14 protein-coding genes are annotated in these 21,702 nt (G+C 71.9%); 6 read left to right on the forward strand and 8 right to left on the reverse strand.

Annotated features, from left to right (window positions below; all coding sequences use genetic code 11):
• Positions 1-96: 96 nt before the first annotated feature.
• Entirely contained in the window at positions 97-2,430 is a 2,334-nt protein-coding gene (locus ACWEF6_RS23610) for a beta-L-arabinofuranosidase domain-containing protein (RefSeq protein WP_449684930.1), read from the forward strand.
• Positions 2,431-2,841: 411 nt separating this feature from the next.
• Here ACWEF6_RS23610 and ACWEF6_RS23615 read toward each other — a convergent pair whose 3' ends face one another.
• The 6 genes from ACWEF6_RS23615 to ACWEF6_RS23640 form a co-directional block, all read right to left on the reverse strand.
• Positions 2,842-4,716, reverse strand: a complete 1,875-nt coding sequence (locus ACWEF6_RS23615) for an SWIM zinc finger family protein (protein ID WP_449684931.1) — start codon at positions 4,714-4,716, stop codon at positions 2,842-2,844.
• Complete coding sequence (locus ACWEF6_RS23620) at positions 4,716-5,813, reverse strand: VWA domain-containing protein (RefSeq protein ID WP_449684932.1); 1,098 nt, start codon at positions 5,811-5,813, stop codon at positions 4,716-4,718. Before ACWEF6_RS23620 ends, ACWEF6_RS23615 begins: the two co-directional genes overlap by 1 nt.
• A gap of 40 nt (positions 5,814-5,853) precedes the next feature.
• Positions 5,854-8,103: a DUF5682 family protein gene (locus ACWEF6_RS23625; protein WP_449684933.1), complete on the reverse strand. Its 2,250-nt coding sequence runs from the start codon at positions 8,101-8,103 to the stop codon at positions 5,854-5,856.
• A gap of 13 nt (positions 8,104-8,116) precedes the next feature.
• Positions 8,117-9,187, reverse strand: a complete 1,071-nt coding sequence (locus ACWEF6_RS23630; RefSeq protein ID WP_449684934.1) for an AAA family ATPase — start codon at positions 9,185-9,187, stop codon at positions 8,117-8,119.
• A complete protein-coding gene (locus tag ACWEF6_RS23635) occupies positions 9,184-12,501 on the reverse strand; it encodes a DUF4132 domain-containing protein (protein WP_449684935.1) in 3,318 nt (1,105 codons plus the stop codon). Before ACWEF6_RS23635 ends, ACWEF6_RS23630 begins: the two co-directional genes overlap by 4 nt.
• 83 nt (positions 12,502-12,584) lie before the next feature.
• Positions 12,585-13,235, reverse strand: a complete 651-nt coding sequence (locus ACWEF6_RS23640) for a DUF4230 domain-containing protein (protein ID WP_449684936.1) — start codon at positions 13,233-13,235, stop codon at positions 12,585-12,587.
• A 76-nt stretch (positions 13,236-13,311) separates the two neighbouring features.
• Between ACWEF6_RS23640 and ACWEF6_RS23645 the strand changes: the two genes are divergently transcribed.
• Positions 13,312-13,458, forward strand: coding sequence for a hypothetical protein (locus ACWEF6_RS23645; protein WP_449684937.1), 147 nt, complete (start codon positions 13,312-13,314; stop codon positions 13,456-13,458).
• On the opposite strand, the gene ACWEF6_RS23650 is transcribed toward ACWEF6_RS23645, so the two are convergent.
• Positions 13,455-14,048: a TetR/AcrR family transcriptional regulator gene (locus tag ACWEF6_RS23650; protein ID WP_449684938.1), complete on the reverse strand. Its 594-nt coding sequence runs from the start codon at positions 14,046-14,048 to the stop codon at positions 13,455-13,457. The two genes, ACWEF6_RS23645 and ACWEF6_RS23650, sit on opposite strands and share 4 nt — an antisense overlap.
• Before the next feature lie 119 nt (positions 14,049-14,167).
• Here ACWEF6_RS23650 and ACWEF6_RS23655 point away from each other — a divergent pair, with 119 nt between their 5' ends.
• On the forward strand, positions 14,168-14,725 hold the full coding sequence (locus tag ACWEF6_RS23655; RefSeq protein ID WP_449684939.1) for a hypothetical protein: 558 nt from the start codon (positions 14,168-14,170) through the stop codon (positions 14,723-14,725).
• Here ACWEF6_RS23655 and ACWEF6_RS23660 read toward each other — a convergent pair.
• Entirely contained in the window at positions 14,703-16,040 is a 1,338-nt protein-coding gene (locus ACWEF6_RS23660; RefSeq protein WP_449684956.1) for a glycoside hydrolase family 6 protein, read from the reverse strand. The two genes, ACWEF6_RS23655 and ACWEF6_RS23660, sit on opposite strands and share 23 nt — an antisense overlap.
• 360 nt (positions 16,041-16,400) lie before the next feature.
• Here ACWEF6_RS23660 and ACWEF6_RS23665 point away from each other — a divergent pair, with 360 nt between their 5' ends.
• Genes ACWEF6_RS23665 through ACWEF6_RS23675 form a run of 3 tightly spaced genes read left to right on the forward strand, consistent with a single transcriptional unit; the run spans position 16,401 to position 21,683 of the window.
• The gene (locus ACWEF6_RS23665) at positions 16,401-18,779 is read left to right on the forward strand and encodes a ricin-type beta-trefoil lectin domain protein (protein ID WP_449684940.1); all 2,379 of its coding nucleotides are present in this window, start codon (positions 16,401-16,403) and stop codon (positions 18,777-18,779) included.
• A 24-nt stretch (positions 18,780-18,803) separates the two neighbouring features.
• Positions 18,804-20,246 carry an arabinofuranosidase catalytic domain-containing protein gene (locus ACWEF6_RS23670; RefSeq protein WP_449684941.1) on the forward strand — a complete coding sequence of 481 codons (1,443 nt, stop codon included), beginning with the start codon at positions 18,804-18,806 and terminating at the stop codon, positions 20,244-20,246.
• A 30-nt stretch (positions 20,247-20,276) separates the two neighbouring features.
• A complete protein-coding gene (locus tag ACWEF6_RS23675; RefSeq protein WP_449684942.1) occupies positions 20,277-21,683 on the forward strand; it encodes an endo-1,4-beta-xylanase in 1,407 nt (468 codons plus the stop codon).
• Positions 21,684-21,702: the final 19 nt, after the last annotated feature.

Consider the following 21,702-nt stretch of genomic DNA (forward strand, 5'->3'; position numbering starts at 1 on the left):
GGGCCAGGTTGAGCGAGGGTGGTGACAAGTGGCTTTGTTAGCGCTAACATGCTCCGCGCCCACCTCTTGTCCGCTCAACGACGAACGGAGCACCCGGTGACCTCCTCCTTCAGCCGCCGGCGCCTGCTGCAAGCCGCCGGCGCCACCGCCATCGCCTCCGCGGCCGGGTCCGCCGTCGGCTGGGCGCCCGCCGCTTCGGCCGCCACCGCCGCGGCCGCGGCCGTCGGCCCGGTCCGGCCCGACACCGGGGTGTCCGCGTTCCCGTTCGAGCTCGGCCAGGTGCGGCTGACCGCGAGCCGCTGGCTGGACAACCAGAACCGGACGCAGAACTACCTGCGCTTCGTCGACGTCAACCGGCTGCTGTACAACTTCCGCGCCAACCACCGGCTCTCCACCGGCGGCGCGGCCACCAACGGCGGCTGGGACGCGCCGAACTTCCCGTTCCGCAGCCACGTCCAGGGGCACTTCCTGACCGCGTGGGCCCAGCTGTGGGCCGTCGCCGGCGACACGACGAGCCGCGACAAGGCGACGACCATGGTGGCCGAGCTCGCCAAGTGCCAGGCGAACAACGCCGCCGCCGGATTCGCCGCGGGCTACCTGTCCGGTTTCCCGGAGGCCGATTTCGACAATCTCGAAGCCGGCAAGCTGACGAACGGCAACGTGCCGTACTACTGCATCCACAAGACGATGGCCGGCCTCCTCGACGTCTGGCGGTACGCCGACAGCACCCAGGCCCGCGACGTGCTGCTGAACCTGGCCGGCTGGGTCGACCGGCGGACCGCCCGGCTCAGCGCGGCGCAGATGCAGTCGGTGCTGAACACCGAATTCGGCGGGATGAACGCGGTGCTCACCGATCTGTACCAGTACACCGGGGACTCGCGGTGGCTGACCGCGGCGAAGCGGTTCGACCACGCCGCCGTGTTCGATCCCCTGGCCGCCGGGCGGGATCAGCTCAACGGGCTGCACGCCAACACCCAGATCCCCAAGTGGATCGGCGCGGCCCGCGAGTACAAGGCGACGGGCACCACCCGCTACCGCGACATCGCCACGAACGCGTGGAACATCACGGTCGGTGCGCACACGTACGCCATCGGCGGCAACAGCCAGGCCGAGCACTTCCGCGCGCCGAACGCGATAGCGGGCTACCTCAACCAGGACACGTGCGAGAGCTGCAACACCTACAACATGCTCAAGCTGACCCGCGAGCTGATGGCGCTGTACCCGGACCGCGCCGACCTGGCCGACTACTACGAGCGAGCCTTGCTCAACCAGATGATCGGCCAGCAGAACCCGGCCGACAGCCACGGCCACATAACGTATTTCAGCTCGCTCAACCCGGGCGGCCGCCGAGGCCTCGGCCCGGCCTGGGGCGGCGGCACGTGGAGCACGGACTACAACTCGTTCTGGTGCTGCCAGGGCAGCGGTCTGGAGACCCAGACGAAGCTGGCCGATTCGATCTACTTCTTCAGTGACACGACGTTGATCGTGAACCAGTTCCTGCCGTCGGTGCTCACGTGGTCCCAGCGGGGGATCACGGTCACCCAGGCGACGTCGTTCCCGGCCAGTGACACGTCCACGCTGACGGTGACGGGCAGCGTGGGCGGCACCTGGGCGATGCGGATCCGCATCCCGTCGTGGACGAGCGGGGCGACGATCAGCGTCAACGGGGTCGCGCAGAACGTGACGGCCACGCCGGGGAGCTATGCGACCCTGTCGCGGCCGTGGGCCTCGGGAGACGCGGTCACGGTGCGCCTGCCGATGAAGGTGGCGTTGAAGGCGGCCAACGACAACGCGAACATCGCCGCGGTGACCTATGGTCCGGTGGTTCTGGCCGGGAATTACGGTGGGACCACGCTGCCGTCGCTCAATGTCGGTTCGATCACCCGGACCAGTAGTAGTGCGTTGACCTTCAGCGCCACTGCCAATGGTGCTTCGGTCAATCTGGTGCCGTTTTATGACGCGCAGGGTTTCAGCTACACGGTGTACTGGAACACCGGTGGGGCTGGTGTGGTGACCTATCGGTTGGTCAACGTGGGCAGCGGGCTGGTGCTCGGGGTCGAGAACATGTCGACCGCTGATGGCGGGCGGGCCCTGCAGTGGTCGGACAGCGGTACGGCGGATCACAACTGGGAGATGATCACCGACGGCAGTGCGGTGCGGTTCCGGAACGCCAACAGCGGGAAGGTGCTGGGGGTGCTGGACATGTCGACCGCTGATGGGGCGCGGGTTCTGCAGTGGTCGGACAACGGGACTGCGGATCATCGGTGGACCCTGGTCGATCAGGGGGATGGGACGTCGAAGATTCGGAACGTGAATAGCGGGAAGTTGTTGACTATCGAGAACGGGTCTTCCGCGGCTGGGGCTTATGCGGTTCAGGGGCCGGACAATGGTGCGGCTGCGAATCGGTGGCGGGTGGTGCGGAACGGCTGAGACCCGCAGCGAGTGCATCACGACCGCGCTGGGCCGCGCCGCTGGCGGCGCTGCGGCTGGCGGTCGTGGGGGCGGTGATCCGCAGTTGTCGGGTCTCCGCCACCCCGATGCCCGATTGTGACTACGGCCGGCGGCACCGCGTCAAGGCGGGAAAGCGTGCCTTGACCCGGCGCCGCCGGCCGTGTTGGGGCTTTGGATCGGGGTTGGGGGAGGGCTGGGTTCCGTTGTGGCTGGTGCCGCTGCCGCTGCCGCTGCCGTTGCCGGTGCCGCTGGCGGGTGGTCGGGGCCGCTGTCGGGCGGGTTCGTAGCCCGCTGGCGCTGCCGCTGGCGCTGGCGGCGGGGGCCTCTGCGGGCGGGGTCGTGCCGGTGCCGGTGCCGGTGGTTTGCTGCCGGTCGCGCCTGTGGCGGTGGTCAGCGGAGCTCGGATGTTGTCAGTACTCGGATCTGGGCTCTTGTCCATGCCTCCGGGGTCCACTGCGCCGCGAAGTTGCTCAGCTCGGCCGCCGTTGTGTTGAAGCCTGTTGATTTCAGCGTCCTTGCCGCTCGGTCTGCTCGGGTTCTCAACGTTGGGGGTGCGTGGGCCAAGCCTCGGTGGGCCGCCTCTGCCAACATCGATTCCGCCTCCGTCAATGCCTCTTGCAGCGGGTCGTGCTCTGGTGGGGGTGGTGGGCCCAGCGGCTCGGTTCGGTCGTTGGCGGCCAGGTCCGGGATGTGGATGCCCTGCTGCGTTCGGATGGCCACCGGGTCTATGCGTAGCTCGCCGGCCGTTCTGCTCACTGCTCCGCTCAGGTGGGTGGGGTTTGCCGCCAGTGCGCTGTTCAAGGCGTCCAACCTGCCCGGGCAGGCGCTGCTGTGGGTTGCCGTTATTCGGGCCTGGGTGCCTTCGGCGTCCGCGATGATTGCGTCCAGGCGTTGGGCTCCGGGGTGGTAGCCCAGGTCGCAGACCTCTGCTATGCGGACCACCGCGATGTCTTCCGCCTCGACTCGGGGGCGGATCAGCTTCGGCGGAAGGTTCGCCAGCCTGTCGGCTTCGGCCTTGAAGTCGGTGACCACCGCGGGCAGGTCGTCCCAAGCCGCGCCGATCGGGGTTGTCGATATTGTGCCCGGGCGGGCGTTGCCCAGTCCCAAGGCTCGGCTTGCGCTGCGGACCGCCGTTTCCGAGACGACGTTTGCGGCCGCCAGTGCCGCCAGCGTTGTGCCCGCGATGCGGCGGCCGGCCAGGTCGTGGCCCGTCACCTGCTCGGTTCCGGTTTCCCAGCGGGCCGTCAGGGCCAGCACCGAGCCGTCGGCGGTGAAGTAGACCTGGGCGCGGCGCTCGCCCGGGCTGCCGGTTATCCGGGCGCCCAGTGCCGTCAAGCGGATGCGGCGCAACTTCGTCTCCGCCTGCTCTTCCGTTCCCAGCACCAGGGATGGCGGGCCGCTCGCCCGGAAGCGGGCCGGGATCTCCGCGAGGAGCTCCGCGCACCGCTCGACCCGGTGGCGGGCGCTGCGGGCGGCATACGCGTCCAGCTGGTCGCCGAGTTCCGACATCGCCGCCGCCGGCCAGCGGAGTCCTGACTCCGCCAGGTCCGTGGCGATGCGGCCGATCGAGGCGCGCAGCACCGGGCTGGCGTTCGCCACGCCGTCGTGCAGCACCCGGGCGACGACCTCCAACGCAGGTGCCGACGGGACCACGGCCGGGGCTGGGCCGCCGATCGCGAACCTGACCTCCGCGTCGGTCAGGCCGCGGGTGTCGGCCTCCCGGAACGCCCAGACCGCGACGGCGACCTGCTGGGCCCGGTCGGCCGCGTCGGTGTGGGCGTAGGCCAGCTCGGCGGGGACCAGGAAGCGGACCGTCGCCGCCGGGAGTTCGGCCACCGCCACCGGGTGCGCCGCCGTCGGGCGTCGGAGGCGCACCACCGGACCCGCCTGCCACACGCGCCGGGCCGTTGTCACCGCGCGGGCGCCGAACTCGGCCGTCAGCGCTTCGTCGTCGATGTCGCCCGGCGACCACGCGGTGAACTCGGGGGTCGCGCCCGGGTGGTGCTGGTAGCCGAGCACGACGGCGATCCGGTGGCGGCACACGCCGGGCGCGCCGCAGGTGCACGCCGCCGCGGCGAGTGCGCCTCCCGGTGGGAACACGACCTCGACGCCGTCCGGGAAGCGGCCGCGGACCTCGCCGTCCCCGGCGGTTTCGATGGCCGGGCCGCGGCCCGCCTCGATGTCCTTCTGCGCGCGCTTGACCAGGCCGCGGTTGGCCAGCGCGGCCAGCGCGTCCGAGGTGAGCGCGAGGAGGTCGGCGCGCATCAGCCGAGCCGTTCCGCGACGAACTCGGCCAGCATCCCGGGCGTCATGGCCCCGACGTGGGCACCCGCGTCGGCCAGCCGCTGCGCCAGCGCGCGGTCGTACACCGGGTTCGCCTCCTCGTCGAGCGCCGCCAGGGCCAGCACGTGCGTGCCCGCCTCGGCCAGTTTCCGGACGTCGTGCACCAGCCGGTGTTCGTCGCCGCCTTCGAAGAAGTCGCTGATCACCACGACGATCGCCCGGCGCGGGTTCTCGATGAGCCCGGCGGCGTAGGCGACCGCCTTCGCGATGTCGGTGCCGCCGCCCAGCTGGACCTTCATCAGCAGCTCGACCGGATCGGTGACGTCCTCGGTGAGGTCGACGACCGCGGTGTCGAACGTGACCAGGTGCGTCTTCAGGCCGGGCAGGCCCCACAGGCAGGCCGCGGTCACCGCCGCGTGGATCACCGAGCCGGCCATCGACCCGGACTGGTCGACGAGCAGGACCAGCTGCCACCGGTCGAGGTGCCGGCGGGTGCGGGAGGTGAACTTCGGGCTGTCGATGAGCACCCGCCGCTCGGCGGGCTGGTAGCGGCCGAGGTTCGCCCGGATCGTGCGGTGGAAGTCGAAGTCGCGCGCCTGCTTCAGCTGACTGGGCCGCCGGGACCGGGTGCCGGTGAACGACCGGCGCAGCTCCGGCTGCAGCCGCCGCAGCAGGTCGCGGACGACCGCTTCGACGAGTTTCCGCGCCATGGCGAGCAGATCCGGGTTCATCAGGTGCTTGGTGCGCAACACCGCCCGCAACAGCGCCGGGCTCGGCTCGATCCGGGCCAGCACGGCCGGGTCGGTGACGACTTCGGTGATGTCGTAGCGCTCCACCGCGTCGCGTTCCAGGCGCTCGATGGTCTCGCGCGGGAACAGCCGGTGCACGTCGTCGAGCCAGTCTACTGTGGACAGGACGGACGGCCCGATGCCGCCGCGCACGTCCCGCTCGGCCAGCTCGTCTCCGCGGTCGTAGAGCCAGGACAGGGCCGCGTCCCGCCCCGCGCCGTCCCGGGTGAGTTCGCAGGCCGCTTGCGCGGGCTCGCCGAGGATGAGGCGCCAGCGCTCGAGGTCGGTCACGCGGGTGCCTTTCCGTGGGACGGGCGGTGTTCGTTCGCGGTCATGTCAGACCTTCCCGGGCCAGGCGGGCGTCGACGCGGGCCTCGAGGGCCATGGCCTCCGCGATGACCACCGGGTCGATCGGGACCGGCCGGACCAGGGTGCGGGCCGAGCCGCCGCGGCCGTGGCGGGCCAGCAGGCGCTCGGCGATCTTCTCGCGTTCCGCGGGCGGGAAGTAGGCGAACGCCAGGCGCAGCGCGGGCAGCGCCGCCAGGAATTGCGCCTCGCTCAGCGCGCTCACCAGCTCGTCCAGCGTGTCCAGCACGCCGTCGGCGCCGATCACCTCCTCGCGGGCCAGCGCGAACAGCCCGGCCAGCCAGTCGCCGAGGGTGGCCGGGGCGGCCATGTCCCGCACCGCCGTCCGGGTCCGGTCCGGAGCCGGGGCGGCGCCGAGTGACCAGGCCAGGCCGGCCGCGGCGCCCCGCAGGTCCGGCGGGACGCCCGCGTCGGCGGCCACCCGCCCGGCGACCGCGGCGGCCGTCTCGCGATCCACCGTCAGCGCCGGCGCCGCGTGCCGGATCGTGTCGCGGACCGCCACCATCGCGGCGAGCCGGCGCGGCTCGGCGGGGGCCGGGCCACCGCGGACGGCTTCGGCCAGCCACAACGCCCGCGCCACCCCCGCCCGCAGCACGGCCGCGGCCGCCGGGCTGCCCGCGAGGCCGAACAGCTCGTCGTGGCGCCACAGCGCGAGCACCGTCGCCACGGCGTCCCCGAGCGGGCCGAGGTCGGCCGCGTGGCCGACCTCCGCGACCAGGGTGTCCACAATGGATTCGGGCAGGGCCGGGACGCCGCACAGAGCGGCGTCGAACAGCGCTCGCGCCAGCGTCGGCAGGTCGGCGCCGGGCAGGCCCTCGCGCAGCACGGCCAGCGCCGCTTCGGGCAGGGTCGCGCCGTACGCCCCCGCCTCGATCAGCGCGGGCAGGCGGGTGTCGCCGGGAGTCAGCCGCCAGACCTCCACAACCACCGGGTCCGCGCCACCCGCCGGGCCGGACCGGCGGTCGAACCCGGGAATCCCCAGCAGCCGCAGGCAGTGCAGGACGCGGCTGCGGCGCCGCCCGTGCTCTTCGGTGAGATCGAGCCGGACCGGGCCGGCGCCGTCGAGGCCCAGCTCCGCCAGTTCCGCCTCGACCCGGCCGGGCAGCGGCGGCGCGGGGGTGTCCGGGTGCAGCCGGCCCGTGCGCTCGCCGCCGAGCGCGGCCACCATCTCGACCACCACCGGGTGCGCCCCCGGCTGCAGCGGCCCGCGGACCGTCCACGGCGGCGGCTGGGTCAGGTCGTCGGTAACAAGGGCGCCGAGCAGGCCGTCCAGGACGTCGACCCGCGCCGGGTGGTCGTGCCCGCGCAGCTTGGCCAGGCCGTCGGCGAGGGCGCGGGCGGCGATGAGGTCCGCGGTCGACACCGGCTGACGTCGCTCGCGCAGCCGCCCGGCGACCGCCTCCAGCAGCCCCTGGCCGGCGCCGGCCAGGCCGCGTTCCCAGAGCAGCTGGTAGTAGCCGGGCGAGGGCATGCCGGACTGGTAGCCGGTGAACGCGTCGAGCCGCCGGTGCGAGTACGGCACGAGGTAGCTCGCCGCACCGGGCTGCCGGGGCACCTCGGGCCAATCCGTGCCGCCGCTCGCCGCGAGCCGCCGGACGGCCGCGGTGTGGAATCCGCCGGTGACGACCAGCACGGGCTGCTCCCCGGCGTCGGCGACGGCCGCGCGGACCCACGAGGCCATGTACTCCTCGCGCACCCGGTCGCTTTCGCTCGCCTCGGCCTCGCCGCGCAGGAGGTCGAAGTACGCCGTCAGCCGGTCCGCCAGGCCCTCCTCCGGGGCCGCTTCGAAGAGGTGATCCCAGAGGGAGTCGGGGTTGTCCACCGCGAACTCCGCGCACAGCCGGCGGATCACCTCGGCGTAGCGCAGCTCCGCGTCGGCGTACCGGTTGTCCCGGCCGTCGAAGGCCGGGTGCCAGGCCGGCAGGTCGATGAACCGCAGCTCCGCGCCGGCCTCCCGGCCGGCGGTCAGCGCGATCCACTCGGGGGAGTGGTCGCAGAACGGCGACCACGACGAGTGCGTCCGCTGCTCGCCGGAGTAGCTCGTGTGGATGGCGATCGGCAGTTCGTGGCCCAGCAGCAGCTCACCGAGCCGGCCGTTGACGTCGGCCGGCCCCTCGACGAGCACGTACGCCGGGTGCAGCTCGCCGACGGCCGACGCCACCACCCGGCTGCACGCCGGGCTGTGGTGCCGTACGCCCACGAAGACGGCCCCCATGCCTCCCGCCCCCTCAGCCCGGCAGCAGGTGCCGCGCGTGGTGCAGCTCCTGCCACGGATCGGCACCGCGGCGGGCCGCGTGCTGTTCGAGGTACCGGCGCAGCCGCGCCAGGTCGTCCGCGTTGTCCTTCGCCGCCGTGCCGGCCAGGCACGCCACGACGTCGGCCGGCGTACCCGCCTCGCCGCGCAGGTACCAGCCCCGCACCCCGACCGCGTGCGCGACCGACACAGCCTCCGCGGTGCTCATCACGGCCGACACGCGATCGCCCGCCGGGCCGCCGCGCAGGTCGCGGAAGGTGGTGACCAGCACCTCCAGCACGTCCCGCCGCGGCGGGGCCTCGACCCCGGACCGGGCCAGCAGCGCGGTCGCCTCCTGCTCGACCAGGTCCAGCTCGGTGGCGAAGTCCGCGATCGGGAACACCGTCTCGAAGGTGAATCGCCGTTTCAGGGCCGCGCTCATCTCGTTGACGCCGCGGTCGCGCGTGTTGGCCGTGGCGATGACGTTGAACCCTTCGGAGGCGAACACCATGCCCGCCCCGCCGGGCAGCTCCGGGATGGCCAGCACCCGCTCGGACAGCAGCGAAAGCAGGCAATCCTGCACTTCCAGCGGGCAGCGCGTGATCTCCTCGAAGCGCACCACCGCGCCCTCGCGCATGCCGCGCAGCATCGGCGCGGGCACCAGCGACCGCTCCGATGGCCCTTCGGCGACCAGCAGCGCGTAGTTCCACGAGTACTTGATCTGATCCTCGGTGGTGGCCGCGCCACCCTGGATGGTCAGCGTCGAGTCACCGCTGACGGCCGCCGCGATCAGCTCCGACAGCAGCGATTTCGCCGTGCCGGGCTCGCCGACGAGCATCAGCCCGCGGCTGGTGGCCAGCGTGACCAGGGACCGGTCGATCAGCGACGGGTCGCCGACGAACTTGCGCCCGATGCCGTGGGCCTCGTCGCCGACGATGAACCGGCGCGCGGCCGCGAGGCTGAGCGCCCAACCCGGCGGGCGCGGCGCGGTGTCCTGCTCGCGCAACCGGGCCAGCTCGTCGGCGTAGCGGACTTCGGCCGGTGGCCGTTGCGGGTTCGCGGTCACCGGGTCAGCCCTTCGAGGTCGGCGAGCACTTCGGACGCCGTGACCGGATCCAGGTCGCCGAAGGGCCGGGTGGACCCGAGCCGGCGCCAATGGCCACCTCCGGTGTCGTCCAGCCAGATCGCGCCCAGCACCTGCTCCGGCTCCCAGGTCACGTCGCCGGCCGCGATGCCGGGGTCCAGGTCGACCACGACGCTGACGCCGCCGGGAGCCGGGCGGGAGATCCAGCACTCGATCCCGGCGTCCTGCGGTTCGCCGCGCACCCAGCCGCGCTGGGTCAGGCCGAGTACCTTGCCGACCGGCACCTTGAGGCCCTCGAACCGCTTCAGCGTCGTCGCGGCCTTCTCGGCGTCGTCCAAAGTGGCCACCGGACGGCCCAGCTGCGGGAACGGCTGCAGGATCTCGTAGTCAGCGAACACCGCCGACCACTCCGCCAGCGCCGCACCCAGCTCGAGCGGGTGCGCGATGCCCACCTCGGCGTCCGGCGGCAGCAGGTAGCCGTCGTCCTCGACGGTGGCGTACGTGCGATCCTCCGCGCACCGGAACGCTTCGCCCGCCGCGGTGCGCCAGACCAGCCGCCGCACGATGTGCCAGAGCAGCGGGTGGCCGGCCAGCAGCTGCTCGAACTCCGCGGCGGGCCAGCGGCGGCCGAGCACCATCGCCGTCTCCAGCCGGGAGATCTGGTCGGCCGCGACCGCACGGACGTCCTTCTTCAGCGCCGAGAAGCGCTTGTACTCCGCCGCCGCGAACTCGGCGTCGTCCTTCGCGCCCGGCTTCGGCAAGGCCTTGCGCGGCTTGCCGTCCGGGTCTGTGACGTACGGTTTGAGCTGTTCGTCGAAGCCGACCACGAATCGGCGGGGGCCGTAGTCGATCACCGCCGTGGCCGCCTCGTCGAGGCCGAGCGTCGGAACCAGGCGATCGGCCAGCTGCTCCGTCGACAGGCCGAGGCCCTCGGCGACGGCGGCGATCTTCTCCTGTGCCTTCAGCTTGAGCCCCTTGAACTTCACCTTCTGCGCGAGGGAGTTCAGGTGCAGCAGCGCGAGGTCCGTGCCGATGCCGGCCAGCACGTCGAGGGCCGCGGTCGCCCGGGCGTGACCGCCTTCGCCCGGCCAGGCGCGGATCAGCGGGCTCAGCTCGCGGACCACCGTGTCGTCGCCCAGGAGGCCCAGCGCGGTCAGCACCCAGCCGCCCTTGGCCGGGAACCCTTCGCTCTCCCAGCCGCGGAACAGCGCCCACGCGAACTCCGCCAGCGAGGCCGGATCGCAGACCTCCCGGACGTGCGGCACCCCGGCGTAGATCTCGTCGGGACGGCACAGCGCGAGCATCGTGACGACGTGCCCGGCCGCGCTCTCCGGCAGCGCCTGACCGCCTTCGCGCACCCGGATCTGCGGCAGCACGACCGGATCGGCCCAGGCTCCGGCGACCGGGATCCGCGCGGGCAGGACGTCCAGGGGGTCGGTGGCGAGCAGCCGGCCGATCGCCTGGGCGGCTTCGGGGCCGTGGCCCGCCGCGGCCCGCGCGACGACTTCGGCGTTCTGTGCCGCGATGTGGCGCAGCGCCGCTTCGGCCGCGCGACGCCGCGCCCCGGCCGGCCCGAGCGCGGGCGGGACCAGGTACCGCGCGGCCGCGGCCGGGTGGCGGGCCAGCCAGGCCGACGCGATCGAGCGGGCCGACTTCAGCCGGACGAACCAGTCCGCCATCAGCGCGGCGATCTCCGGGCTCGTCAACGGCAGGAGCAGCCCGCCGTGGCCCGGGTGCGCGGCCGCCGCCGCGAGGACCGGCCGGTACGCGGCCAGGCCGTGGCGGCCCAGCAGCTGACGGCCCCAGCCCTCGGCGTCCCAGGCGTCTTGGGGTTCCCAGCGGGGGAGGTGCTCGAGCACCCACTCCTGCGGCGCGGCGAGGAACAGGCGCGGCTCCGCCCAGCGCGGGAGCTTCCCGGCCTCGAACGCGGCGATCCGGCCCGCCAGGTCCGGGTCGTCGCCGGGCCAGAAGATCTCCAGGTCCTGCCTCGCCCACTCGGCTTCTTCGCCGGGCTCCCACTCGAGCGCCGGCTCGCCGCCGGTTTCGAGTCCACTGAGGACGGTGGGCTTGACCGCCGTGCGCTTCTTCGTCCACGGTGGGTCCGCCAGGACCCGCGGCAGCGCCGACCGCGGCACCTCGGGCAGCCGATCACCGCCCGCCATCGTCTTCTCGACCACCGCCCGCTGCTCCGCCGGCAGCTGCCCGGCCACCCGGGCGGCGATGTCCGGGTGCGCGCGAACATGGCTCCGCAGCAGGAAGCCGGCGGCGTCCGCCGTCTTCGACCGGCCGATGGCGGCCTCGGCCAGCAGCCGGAGCGCGCGGGCGGGGAAGCGGCCCATCGCCTCGGCCACGACCGGCGACACGTGCTTCTGGCCGAGCCGCGCCACGAGCAGGCCGAACGCCGTGTCGGTGGGCAGGCCGGCGAGAAAGCGCAGCAGGGTCTTGCGCGAGTCGCCGCCGTTCGGGTCACCGTCGATCGCCCGGGCCACGAACGGTGCGACGGCCGGCCCCAGCGCGTCGGTGAGGGTGTAGCGGATCTGCTCCTGGTTGAACTGCCAGTTCACGTACTCGTTGTGCACCGCGGCGACCTGCTCCGGGGTGCTGAGGGAGGTCAATACCGCCCCCCAGTCGAAGTTGTAGGCGTCGACACTCGCGACCTCGGCGACCAGCTCGTCACCCCAGTCGGCGCGGGTGGGGATCAGGTAGGAGGCGGCGATCCGGGTGGCCGGCTGGGTGCGGCACGGCGCGAGCGCCTCGGCCGCGGCTTCGTAGTCGGCCTCCGGCGCCGCGGCGAGGACCGCGCGCAGCCGCCGGAACAGCGAATTCCGCAGCAGGTGCAGGGGAACCTGCGCGCCGGGGCACGGGCGCACGAGCGCCGGTCCGCCGGCCTCGTTGCAGCTGATCCGGGTGGCCTCGGCGGCCGCGCGGACCGCGAACACCAGGCCGTGGCGCAGGATCCAGGCGTCGGCGACCTGCTCCGAGCGGTTGGGCTCCTCGCTGGTCCGGTAGTGGCCGTACAGCCGCAGGCGGGCCAGCGCGGCGGCGCCCACCACGTCGGCCTCGCCGGCCCGCGTCCGCCGGATGGCCGCCAGGATCGCCGGGTCGCTGCCCGGGTTGCCGAAGGCCTCCTCGGCGCGTTCACCGGGTTCGTCGAGCACGGATTGCCAATACCCGGCCGCTTCCTGGCCGAGCTCGACCTCGCGGACGAACCAGCCGCCCCGCCGGACGTGGACGTGCGGCTCCCAGGCCGGGTCCGGCCGGAACGCCGTCTCGCCCGGCTGTCTGCTGTCGTTCACCTGTGTTTCCCCCTCCTGCGGGTGATCGATCGCAGACTACGGGGAGGGTCCGACAGTTTTCGTTCGCGGCGGGAAAGCCCCGGTCAGCCGGGGTTGGTGTCGGCGTAGGTGACCGTGATGTTCTTGAAGCCGAGCGACTGCAGCAGGCCGGTCAGCATTGTGCGGGTGTTGCGCTCCGCGTCGGCCACCAGCGAGCTCTTCGCGGCCGCGGCCTGGATCTGCTTCTGGGCGAGCTCGTACAGCGCCTGCTGCGAGTTCGGGTTCCCGCTGAGGAACTCGTTGATCCGGGTGAACAGGCCCTGCTGCTGCGCGTAGACATGGGACTCGTGCACGTCCAGCGTGGCCGGCTCCAGTTGCGCGTGCCCCAGGGTGATCGTCGCGGACTGGCGGTCGTCGGAGACCTGGACCGCGTCGCCCTTCAGCCGCGAGAAGTCCACATAGGCGTTGTCGGTGCCGACGCCGATGAACAAGGTGTCGCTGCCCACCAGGAAACTCGGCAGGACCGAGCTGGTGGTGATGTCGACGACGACCTGGAACGAACCGCTCGCCGCCTCGTAGCGGGAGAGCTCGACGATCGACTGCAGCAGCACCGGACCGGAGTGTTCCTCGGTCCGCTCCGCGAACGGATTGCGCAATTGGGGTAACACGTGCACGGCCGATGCGACGAGTACGGCGGCGAGCAGAACCACCGCGGCCACAGCCAACGCGACGAGCCGTTTGCCCCAAGCACCCATACCGGCAGGAATACCCAACCGGCCTGCGCGCCAATCGGGCGGTACGGTGTGACCGACTCCGACGAGGGGAGACCGCGTGCGCAAGTCCGTGTGGCTGTGGATCCTGGTGGCCGTCCTCGCCGTCCTGGTGCTCGGCATGATCTTCGGCGGCTACCGCAAGGGCACCAAGCTCGGCGCGCCCGCCGCACCCGTCGCGGCGTGGGTCGTCGGCCGGGCGGCCTAACCCCGGTTGCGCCGCTTGGCTCCGGCCGCCACCGGAGCGTCCCGGTACCGCAGGATGCCTTCCACGCCACGGAGGAACGTGGCGCAGATCGGGGCCGGGTCGGTGAGGCAGCCCGCGGCCATGGCGCCGTCGCGGAGCATGACGAAGTGCTGCGCGGCCGGCCCGGCGGCGCTCTCCCCGGTTGCGGCGAGCAGTTCCGTGACCGTGTCCAGGAACCACTGCCGGTGCGCGAGCACGGCCTGGTGGACCGGGTGGGCCGGATCCGGGTATTCGGCGGCGGCGTTGAGGAAGGCACAACCGCGGAAGCCGGGCGACCGGATGCCGTCGGCGATCGTCGTGGCCACGGCCAGGACGACGTCCCCGGGCGAGCCGCCCGCCTCCCGGGCCGCCGCGACCTGCGCCCGGATGGCCTTGTCCGCTTCGCTCAAGTAGGCGACCAGCAGGTCGTCCTTGCTGGGGAAGTGCCGGTAGAGCGTGGCGCGGGTGACGCCGGCGTCGGCGATGACCCGGTCGATGCCGACCGAATGCAGGCCCTCGGTGTAGAACAGCCGGCTCGCCGAGCCCAGCAGCCGCGCTCGTGCTTCGGACACGTCCACCTCCCGGTTCGCTGCGTCCAGGCTAGCAGATAGAACGGTCGGTCTTGACGGCGGTGGGTCGACGCTGCCATAGTCGGCGACGAGACAGATCGTTCTATCTACCGGGAGAGTCCATGACCACCGACACCGTTCCGGCCGCCGGCGCCGCGCAGGCCCTGCGGCGGCTCTACTTCGTGCGGTTCGCGTTCGCCCTCGTCTGGGCCGGGCTGCTCTTCGTGACGGCGAAGGAGCTCGGGCCGGTCAGCATCGCGTTGCTGGTGCTGTACCCGCTGTTCGACGTCGTCGCCGCCGTGCTCGACGCGCGCTCGGCGAAGGCGGGCAAGCCGATCACGGCGCTCTACGTCAACGTCGCGATCAGCCTGCTCGCCGCCGCCGGTCTGGCCCTCGCCGCCTCGTCCGGGATTCCGGGTGTGCTGCGGGTGTGGGGCAGCTGGGCGATCGTGGCCGGCCTCGTCCAGCTCGTCGTCGGTGCCGCCCGGCGTGGCCTCGGTGGCCAGTGGCCGATGATCCTCAGCGGCGCGATCTCCGTCGTGGCCGGTACTTCCTTCATCCTGCAGGCCACAATGGAGGGTGCGTCGCTGACGGCGCTGGCCGGTTACGCCACGCTGGGCGGCATCTTCTTCCTCGTCTCCGCGCTGCGGCTGGGCGTCAGGAGCAGGCCGTCCCGTTGAGCGCCGGCTGCTGGAACGGCGGCGTGCCACCGTTGTAGTTCGCGTTGTAGCCGAGCGTCGTCGTCGCGTTCGTGCCCAGGCTGCCGTTCCAAGCCGCGTTGGCGACCGTGACGACGTCGCCGCCGTCGGTCCAGGTCCCGTTCCAGCCGTTGGTGACGGTCACGCCGGGTGCGGAGAACGTCAGCGTCCAGCTGCTGAGGGCCGCACCGCGGTTCTCGATGACGATCTCGCCGGTGTACCCGGTCGGCCAGCTGCTGACCACCCGGTGGGTGACCTTGCAGCCGCCGGTCGGCTGCGGGGTCGTCGTGGTGGGCGTCGTGGGCGTGGTCGGGGTGGTCGGCGTGGTGGGGGTGGTCGGGGTGGTGGTCTGGATCGGCCCGGCCGCGATGGCGAGGTCGTAGGCCCGCTGGGGCACGAACTGGCCGGCCGTGGCGATGCAGCCGTCCGCCTCGCCCGGCGGCTTGACCCACAGGAACGCGTCGATCTGGCCGTCGCCGGTCTGGTTGGTGCTCGGGGTGCCGATGGCACGCCCGCCGGGGTCGCACCACTCGCTGCCCTGCGGCCCGTTGCCGTTGCGGCTCGTGTCGACCACGGCCTTCAGCCGCGAATCGCCGAGCTGGCCGAGGATCGCCTTGTCGTAGGCGACCTCGTCGGAGGTCGAGCGGTAGTTGGACACGTTGGTGGAGATGCCGTCGGCGCTGTTGGAGATGTCGGCGGCCCGCAGCCGCGAGGCGGCGTCGCCGGGGGAGAGCCACGCGGAGTGCCCGATGTCGAAGTACACCTTCGCCTGGGACGAGCCGGCCTTCAGCTTCTTGCCCGCGTACGCCATCGACGCCGTGGTCTGGCGCTGCTGGTCGCTGTTCTGGCAGTTCGTCATCTGCGGGAGCACGTCCGGCTCGAGCACGATCGCCGCCGGCCGGCCCGCGAGACCGGCCGCCACCTGGTCGATCCAGGCCCGGTAGGCGTCGTGGGACGGCGCGCCGCCGCTGCTCGCCCCGCCGCAGTCGCGGTTGGGGATGTCGTAGACGACCATGATCGGGATCTTCCCGGCGGCGGCCGCGGCGCCGACGTAGGCGTCCACTTCGCCGCGCACGGTGGAGGTGTTCGTGGTGGTGAACCACCGCGCCTGCGGTACCGCGGCGATGCGGTCGCGGATGACCGCGGCGCGCGAGTCGCCGGGGTTGGCCGCGACCCACTTGGCCGCGTTGGTGCCGGGGTCGGTGTAGTACGCCGAGGCCGCGGCCTGCGCGCCGGCCCACGTGGTCGTGGCGACGACGCCGGTCACGGCCACGGCGGCGAGCCCGCCGGCGGCCACTGTCCTGCTTCGCATGCACGTTCTCCTTCGAACGAGGGGGTGGCGCCGGAAACGTCGACTGGGAGCGCTCCCAGCAGTCCGAGACTGTAGCCGGGGAAAGCGGTGCGGGAAAGGGGTGGCCACGCCGTTTCCGCGCGCCGCCGCGAAAATTACACCGGTGCGAAGAACGACAGTTGTTCGGCGGCAAGGCGACTGTTAGCGTTAACGCAGCGCGTGTTCACCATCGACGAAGATGGGTTCTCCTGGGCCGATTCCCGGCCGGACGAGGGCGTTTTCCCCCTTCGCCGATCGTTCGACTGTTTCGCCGGCAAGCCCGGAACTTTCGCCGGGTGCCGCCCTGCGTCGGAAGTGAGGACTACCATGTTCCGGAGCACGATTGCGGTGGTCACCGCGGTCGTCCTGGCCGTGGCCGGCAGCGTCGTCGCCGCGGCGCCGGCCCAGGCCGCCACCTCGATCACGATCAACGGCAGCTCCGGCGGACGCACGTTCGACGGCGTCGGCGCGGTCAGCGGCGGCGGGGGCAACAGCCGCTTGCTGATCGACTACCCCGAACCGCAGCGCGGCCAGATCCTCGACTACCTCTTCAAGCCCGGCTACGGGGCCGCCCTGCAGATCCTCAAGGTCGAAATGGGCGGGGACACCAACTCCACCAGCGGCGCGGAGCCGAGCCACGCCCACTTCCGCGGCGACCTCGACTGCAACCGCGGGTACGAGTGGTGGATCATGGAACAGGCCAAGGCGCGCAACCCCGGCATCAAGCTCGTGGGCCTGCCCTGGGGCGCGCCGGGCTGGATCGGCAACGGGACGTTCTTCTCCAACGACCTCACCGACTACTACCTGTCGTGGCTGGGGTGCGCCAAGCAGCACGGGCTGACCATCGACTACCTCACCAGCGTCCAGAACGAGAAGCAGTGGAGCGCCGACTGGACCGTGACCCTGCGCAACGCCCTCAACGCCAACGGGTACAGCGCGGTCAAGGTCATCTCCGGCGACTCGTGGCCGGGGGACTGGGGCCCGGCGAGCGCGATCTCGTCGAACACGGCCTACCGCAACGCCACCGACGTGCTCAGCGCCCACTACACCTGCGGCTACCTCAGCGCGCAGACGTCCTGCAGCGTGCCGGCGAACGTGGTCAACACCGGGAAGACGTTGTGGTCCAGCGAAAACGGCTCCCAGGACTACAACGACGGCGCCAAGCCGCTGGCCCGCGGGATCAACCGCGTCTACCTCGACGGGAAGATGACCGCGTACCTCAACTGGGACCTGATCGCCGCCACCACGCCGAACATCCCGTGGCCGACGGTCGGGCTGATCCTCGCCAACCAGCCGTGGTCGGGCTACTACTCGGTCGGCAAGGACGCGTGGGCGCTGGCGCACACGACGCAGTTCACCGCGCCCGGCTGGAAGTACCTCGACTCGTCCAGCGGCTACCTGGGCGGCAACCGGTCCAACGGCAGCTACGTCTCGCTGAAGTCGCCGAACAACACCGACTACAGCACGGTCATCGAGACGATGGATGCGACGTCGGCCCAGACGCTGAACCTGAACGTCACCGGCGGGCTGTCCACCGGCCAGGTGCACGTGTGGGCGACCAACCTCAACTCGAACAACCCGGCCGACCACTTCGTCCACAGCACCGACCTCACGCCGTCCGGCGGCGCCTACTCGCTGACCGTCCAGCCCGGCTACCTCTACACGATCACGACCACCACCGGGCAGGGCAAGGGCACCGCGACCAGCCCGCCGCAGGGCTCGCTGAACCTGCCCTACAGCGACGACTTCGAGGCGTACGCGAAGGGCAAGGAAGCCAAGTACCTGATGGACATGGAGGGCGCGTTCGAGACCGCCCCCTGCGGCGCCGGCCGCGCGGGCACCTGCGTCCGCCAGTCCGCGACGCAGAAGACGATCCCGTGGAAGAAGTTCGTCGACCCCTACGCGCTGCTGGGCAACGTCGCCTGGAGCAACTACACGCTCAGCACGGACGTGCTGCTGGAGAAGTCCGGCTACGTCGAGCTGCTCGGCCGGGCCGGCTCGCAGGACACCGGCAACCAGGGCGCGCTGAACGCGTACTACTTCCGGGTCGGCGACAACGGCGCCTGGTCGATCCGGCGCAACAACACCAGCCAGCAGAACACGACGCTGCGCACCGGCACGACGGCCGCGCTCGGCACCGGCAGCTGGCACAAGCTGTCCCTGGGCTTCGCCGGCAGCACCATCACCGCGTCCGTCGACGGCACGGTGGTCGGCACGGTCACCGACGGCACCTTCCCGGCCGGCCAGGTCGGGATCGGCACGAGCGTCGGCGAAACCGCGCAGTTCGACAACTTCGCCGTGGCCGGTTCGGGCGGCGGGTCGACGTCGGTGCTGCGCAACACCGCCGCCGGGCGCTGCCTCGACGTGCCGAACGTCTCCCAGACCAACGGCACCCAGGTGACGCTGTGGGACTGCAACGGCGGCAGCAACCAGCAGTGGACGCTGACGTCGGGCAAGCAGCTCCTGGTGTACGGCAACAAGTGCCTGGACGCCGAAGGCGCGGGCACCACCGCGGGCACCCGGGCGATCATCTGGGACTGCTCGACCGGCGCCAACCAGCAGTGGACGGCGGCCGCCGACGGCACGATCACCGGTGTCCAATCGGGACTGTGCCTGACGCCGAACGGCAACGGCACGGGGAACAGCACGCCGGTGACGCTGCAGACCTGCACGGGCGGCAACGCCCAGAAGTGGACCCGGGGCTAGGCCGTCCGGACGGAGGAGTTCGCGATGAAGAAGCGTTGGACGAGGATGTGGCCGGCCGTGGTGATCGCCGCGGGCGCGCTGGCCGGCACGGCGACGACGTCGGAGGCGGCCGCCCAGGGGCCGTGTGACATCTACGCGGCCGGCGGAACGCCTTGTGTGGCCGCACATTCGACCACCCGGGCGCTCTACGGCGCGTACAGCGGCTCGCTGTACCAGGTGCGGCGGGCGTCGGACAGCACGACGCGGGACATCGGCGTCCTGAGCGCCGGCGGCGTCGCGAACGCCGCGGCCCAGGATTCGTTCTGCGCCGGGACGTCCTGCCTGATCACGGTCATCTACGACCAGTCCGGCCGGAACAACCACCTGACCCAGGCCCCGCCGGGCGGCTTCCCCGGCCCGGCACCCGGCGGCTACGACAACCTGGCCAGCGCGACCGCCGCGCCGACCACCGTCGGCGGGCAGAAGGCGTACGGCGTGTTCGTGGCACCGGGAACGGGCTACCGCAACAACAACGCCACCGGCACGGCGACCGGTGACCAGCCCGAGGGCATGTACGCGATCTTCGACGGCACGCACTACAACGGCGGTTGCTGCTTCGACTACGGCAACGCCGAGCGCAACAGCCGGGACAACGGCAACGGCACGATGGAGGCCATCTACTTCGGCAACATCAAGGTCTGGGGCTACGGCGCCGGGAACGGGCCGTGGATCATGGCGGACCTGGAGAACGGGCTGTTCTCCGGCGTCAACCAGCGCTACAACGCCAACGACCCGAGCATCAGCCACCGGTACCTGACGGCGATCATCAAGGGCGGCCCGAACCGGTGGGCCATCCGCGGCGGCAACGCCCAGTCCGGCGGTGTCTCGACGTTCTACGACGGCGTGCGCCCGAACGTCTCGGGCTACAACCCGATGCGCAAGGAAGGCGCCATCATCCTCGGCACCGGCGGGGACAACAGCATCGGTTCCGCGGGCACGTTCTACGAGGGTGTCATGACGTCCGGCTATCCCTCGGACGCCACCGAGAACGCGGTGCAGGCCAACATCGTCGCGGCCGGGTACGGCACCGGCGGCAGCAACACCGGAACCGGGCCGGTGCACGCGGTCGGCGCGGGCAAGTGCCTGTCCGGCGCCGCCCAGGGCACGCAGCTGCAGATCGCCGGCTGCACCGGCCAGGCGAACCAGGCCTGGACGCGCACTGCGGACGGCCGCCTGACGGCCGCGATCGGCGGGGCGACACTGTGCCTGGACGCGTCCGGCCAGGGCACCAGCGCGGGCACGAAGGTGGTCACCTGGCCGTGCAACGGGCAGGGCAACCAGCAGTGGAACGTCAACTCGAACGGCACGGTCACCGGAGCGCAATCGGGGCTGTGCCTGGACGTCACCGGCGCTTCGACGGCCGAGGGCGCGCCGGTCGAGCTGTGGACGTGCAACGGCGGCAGCAACCAGCAGTGGACGTTCGGCTGACGCCGTCCCAAGACGAATCGAGGACTTCCGATGATCACTCTCCGGACCGCCGCCGCCCTGTTCGCGGCGGCCGGCCTGTCGGCGACCGCGCTGGTGCTCTCACCCGGCGTCGCCGGGGCGGCGAGCACGCTCGGCGCCGCGGCGGCGCAGACCGGCCGGTACTTCGGCGCCGCGATCTCGACGAGTCACCTGGGCGAAGCGGCCTACGTGAACACGTGGACGGCGGAGTTCAACGGCGTCACGCCGGAGAACGAGATGAAGTGGGACACGGTCGAGCCGAACCGCAACCAATTCAACTTCGCGCCCGCCGACCGGATCGTGAGCCAGGCGAAGAGCCAGGGCATGAAGATCCGCGGGCACACGCTGGTGTGGTACCAGCAGCTGGCGCCCTGGGTCGGCGGGCTGGACGCGAACAACCTGCGCTCGGCCATGCTCAACCACATCAGCAACGTCGCCGGCCACTGGAAGGGCCAGGTCATCGCCTGGGACGTGGTCAACGAAGCGTTCGAGGAGAACGGCACCCGCCGGCAGGCGACCTTCCAGCAGAAGCTCGGTGACGGCTACATCGAGGACGCGTTCCGCGCGGCCCGCACGGCCGACCCCAGCGCGAAGCTCTGCTACAACGACTACAACACCGACGGCATCAACGCGAAGAGCACCGGCATCTACAACATGGTCCGGGACTTCAAGAGCCGCGGCGTGCCGATCGACTGCGTCGGCTTCCAGAGCCACCTGAGCTCGAACTCGAACCTCGGCAGCTACCAGGCGAACCTGCAGCGCTTCGCCGACCTCGGCGTCGACGTGCAGATCACCGAGCTGGACGTCGGCGGCTCGGGTTCGGGGCAGGCGAACGTGTACCGGCAGGTCACCCAGGCGTGCCGGGCGGTGTCCCGCTGCACCGGCATCACCGTCTGGGGCGTGACGGACAAGTATTCGTGGCGATCGGGCGACACCCCGCTGCTGTTCGACGGCAACTACGGGAAGAAGCAGGCCTACACCGCCGTCCTCGACGCGCTCGGCGGCAGCGACCCCAGCCCCGGCGGCACCGGCCCGGTGCGCGCGGTGGCCGCGAACCGCTGCCTCGACGTGCCCGCCTCGTCGACCACCGCGGGCACCCAGGTCCAGATCTGGGACTGCAACAGCGGGGCGAACCAGCAGTGGACCCGCGGCAGCGCGGGGGAGCTGAGCGTCTACTCCGGCGGCACGAAGCGCTGCCTGGACACCGTGGGCGGCGGGACCGCGGCGGGCACGGCGACCGTCATCGCGAACTGCACCGGCGGGGCGGGCCAGAAGTGGACCTTCACCGGGAGCGGAACCGTCACCAACGGCCAGTCGGGACTGTGCCTGGACGTCAACGGCGCAGCGACCGCCAACGGCACCAAGGTGATCATCTGGAGCTGTAACGGCGGCTCGAACCAGCGGTGGACGTCGAGCTGAGGCCGGCCCGGCCGTCGTA

It is taken from the genome of Amycolatopsis sp. NPDC004772 (assembly GCF_053601215.1).

Excerpts from the sequence above, each read along its gene's own strand:
- ACWEF6_RS23665 (WP_449684940.1), top strand. The coding sequence starts at position 16,401 with ATGTTCCGGAGCACGATTGCGGTGGTCACCGCGGTCGTCCTGGCCGTG.
- ACWEF6_RS23625 (WP_449684933.1), bottom strand. The coding sequence starts at position 8,103 with ATGGGGGCCGTCTTCGTGGGCGTACGGCACCACAGCCCGGCGTGCAGC.
- ACWEF6_RS23655 (WP_449684939.1), top strand. The coding sequence starts at position 14,168 with ATGACCACCGACACCGTTCCGGCCGCCGGCGCCGCGCAGGCCCTGCGG.
- ACWEF6_RS23615 (WP_449684931.1), bottom strand. The coding sequence starts at position 4,716 with ATGCGCGCCGACCTCCTCGCGCTCACCTCGGACGCGCTGGCCGCGCTG.
- ACWEF6_RS23640 (WP_449684936.1), bottom strand. The coding sequence starts at position 13,235 with ATGGGTGCTTGGGGCAAACGGCTCGTCGCGTTGGCTGTGGCCGCGGTG.
- ACWEF6_RS23675 (WP_449684942.1), top strand. The coding sequence starts at position 20,277 with ATGATCACTCTCCGGACCGCCGCCGCCCTGTTCGCGGCGGCCGGCCTG.
- ACWEF6_RS23670 (WP_449684941.1), top strand. The coding sequence starts at position 18,804 with ATGAAGAAGCGTTGGACGAGGATGTGGCCGGCCGTGGTGATCGCCGCG.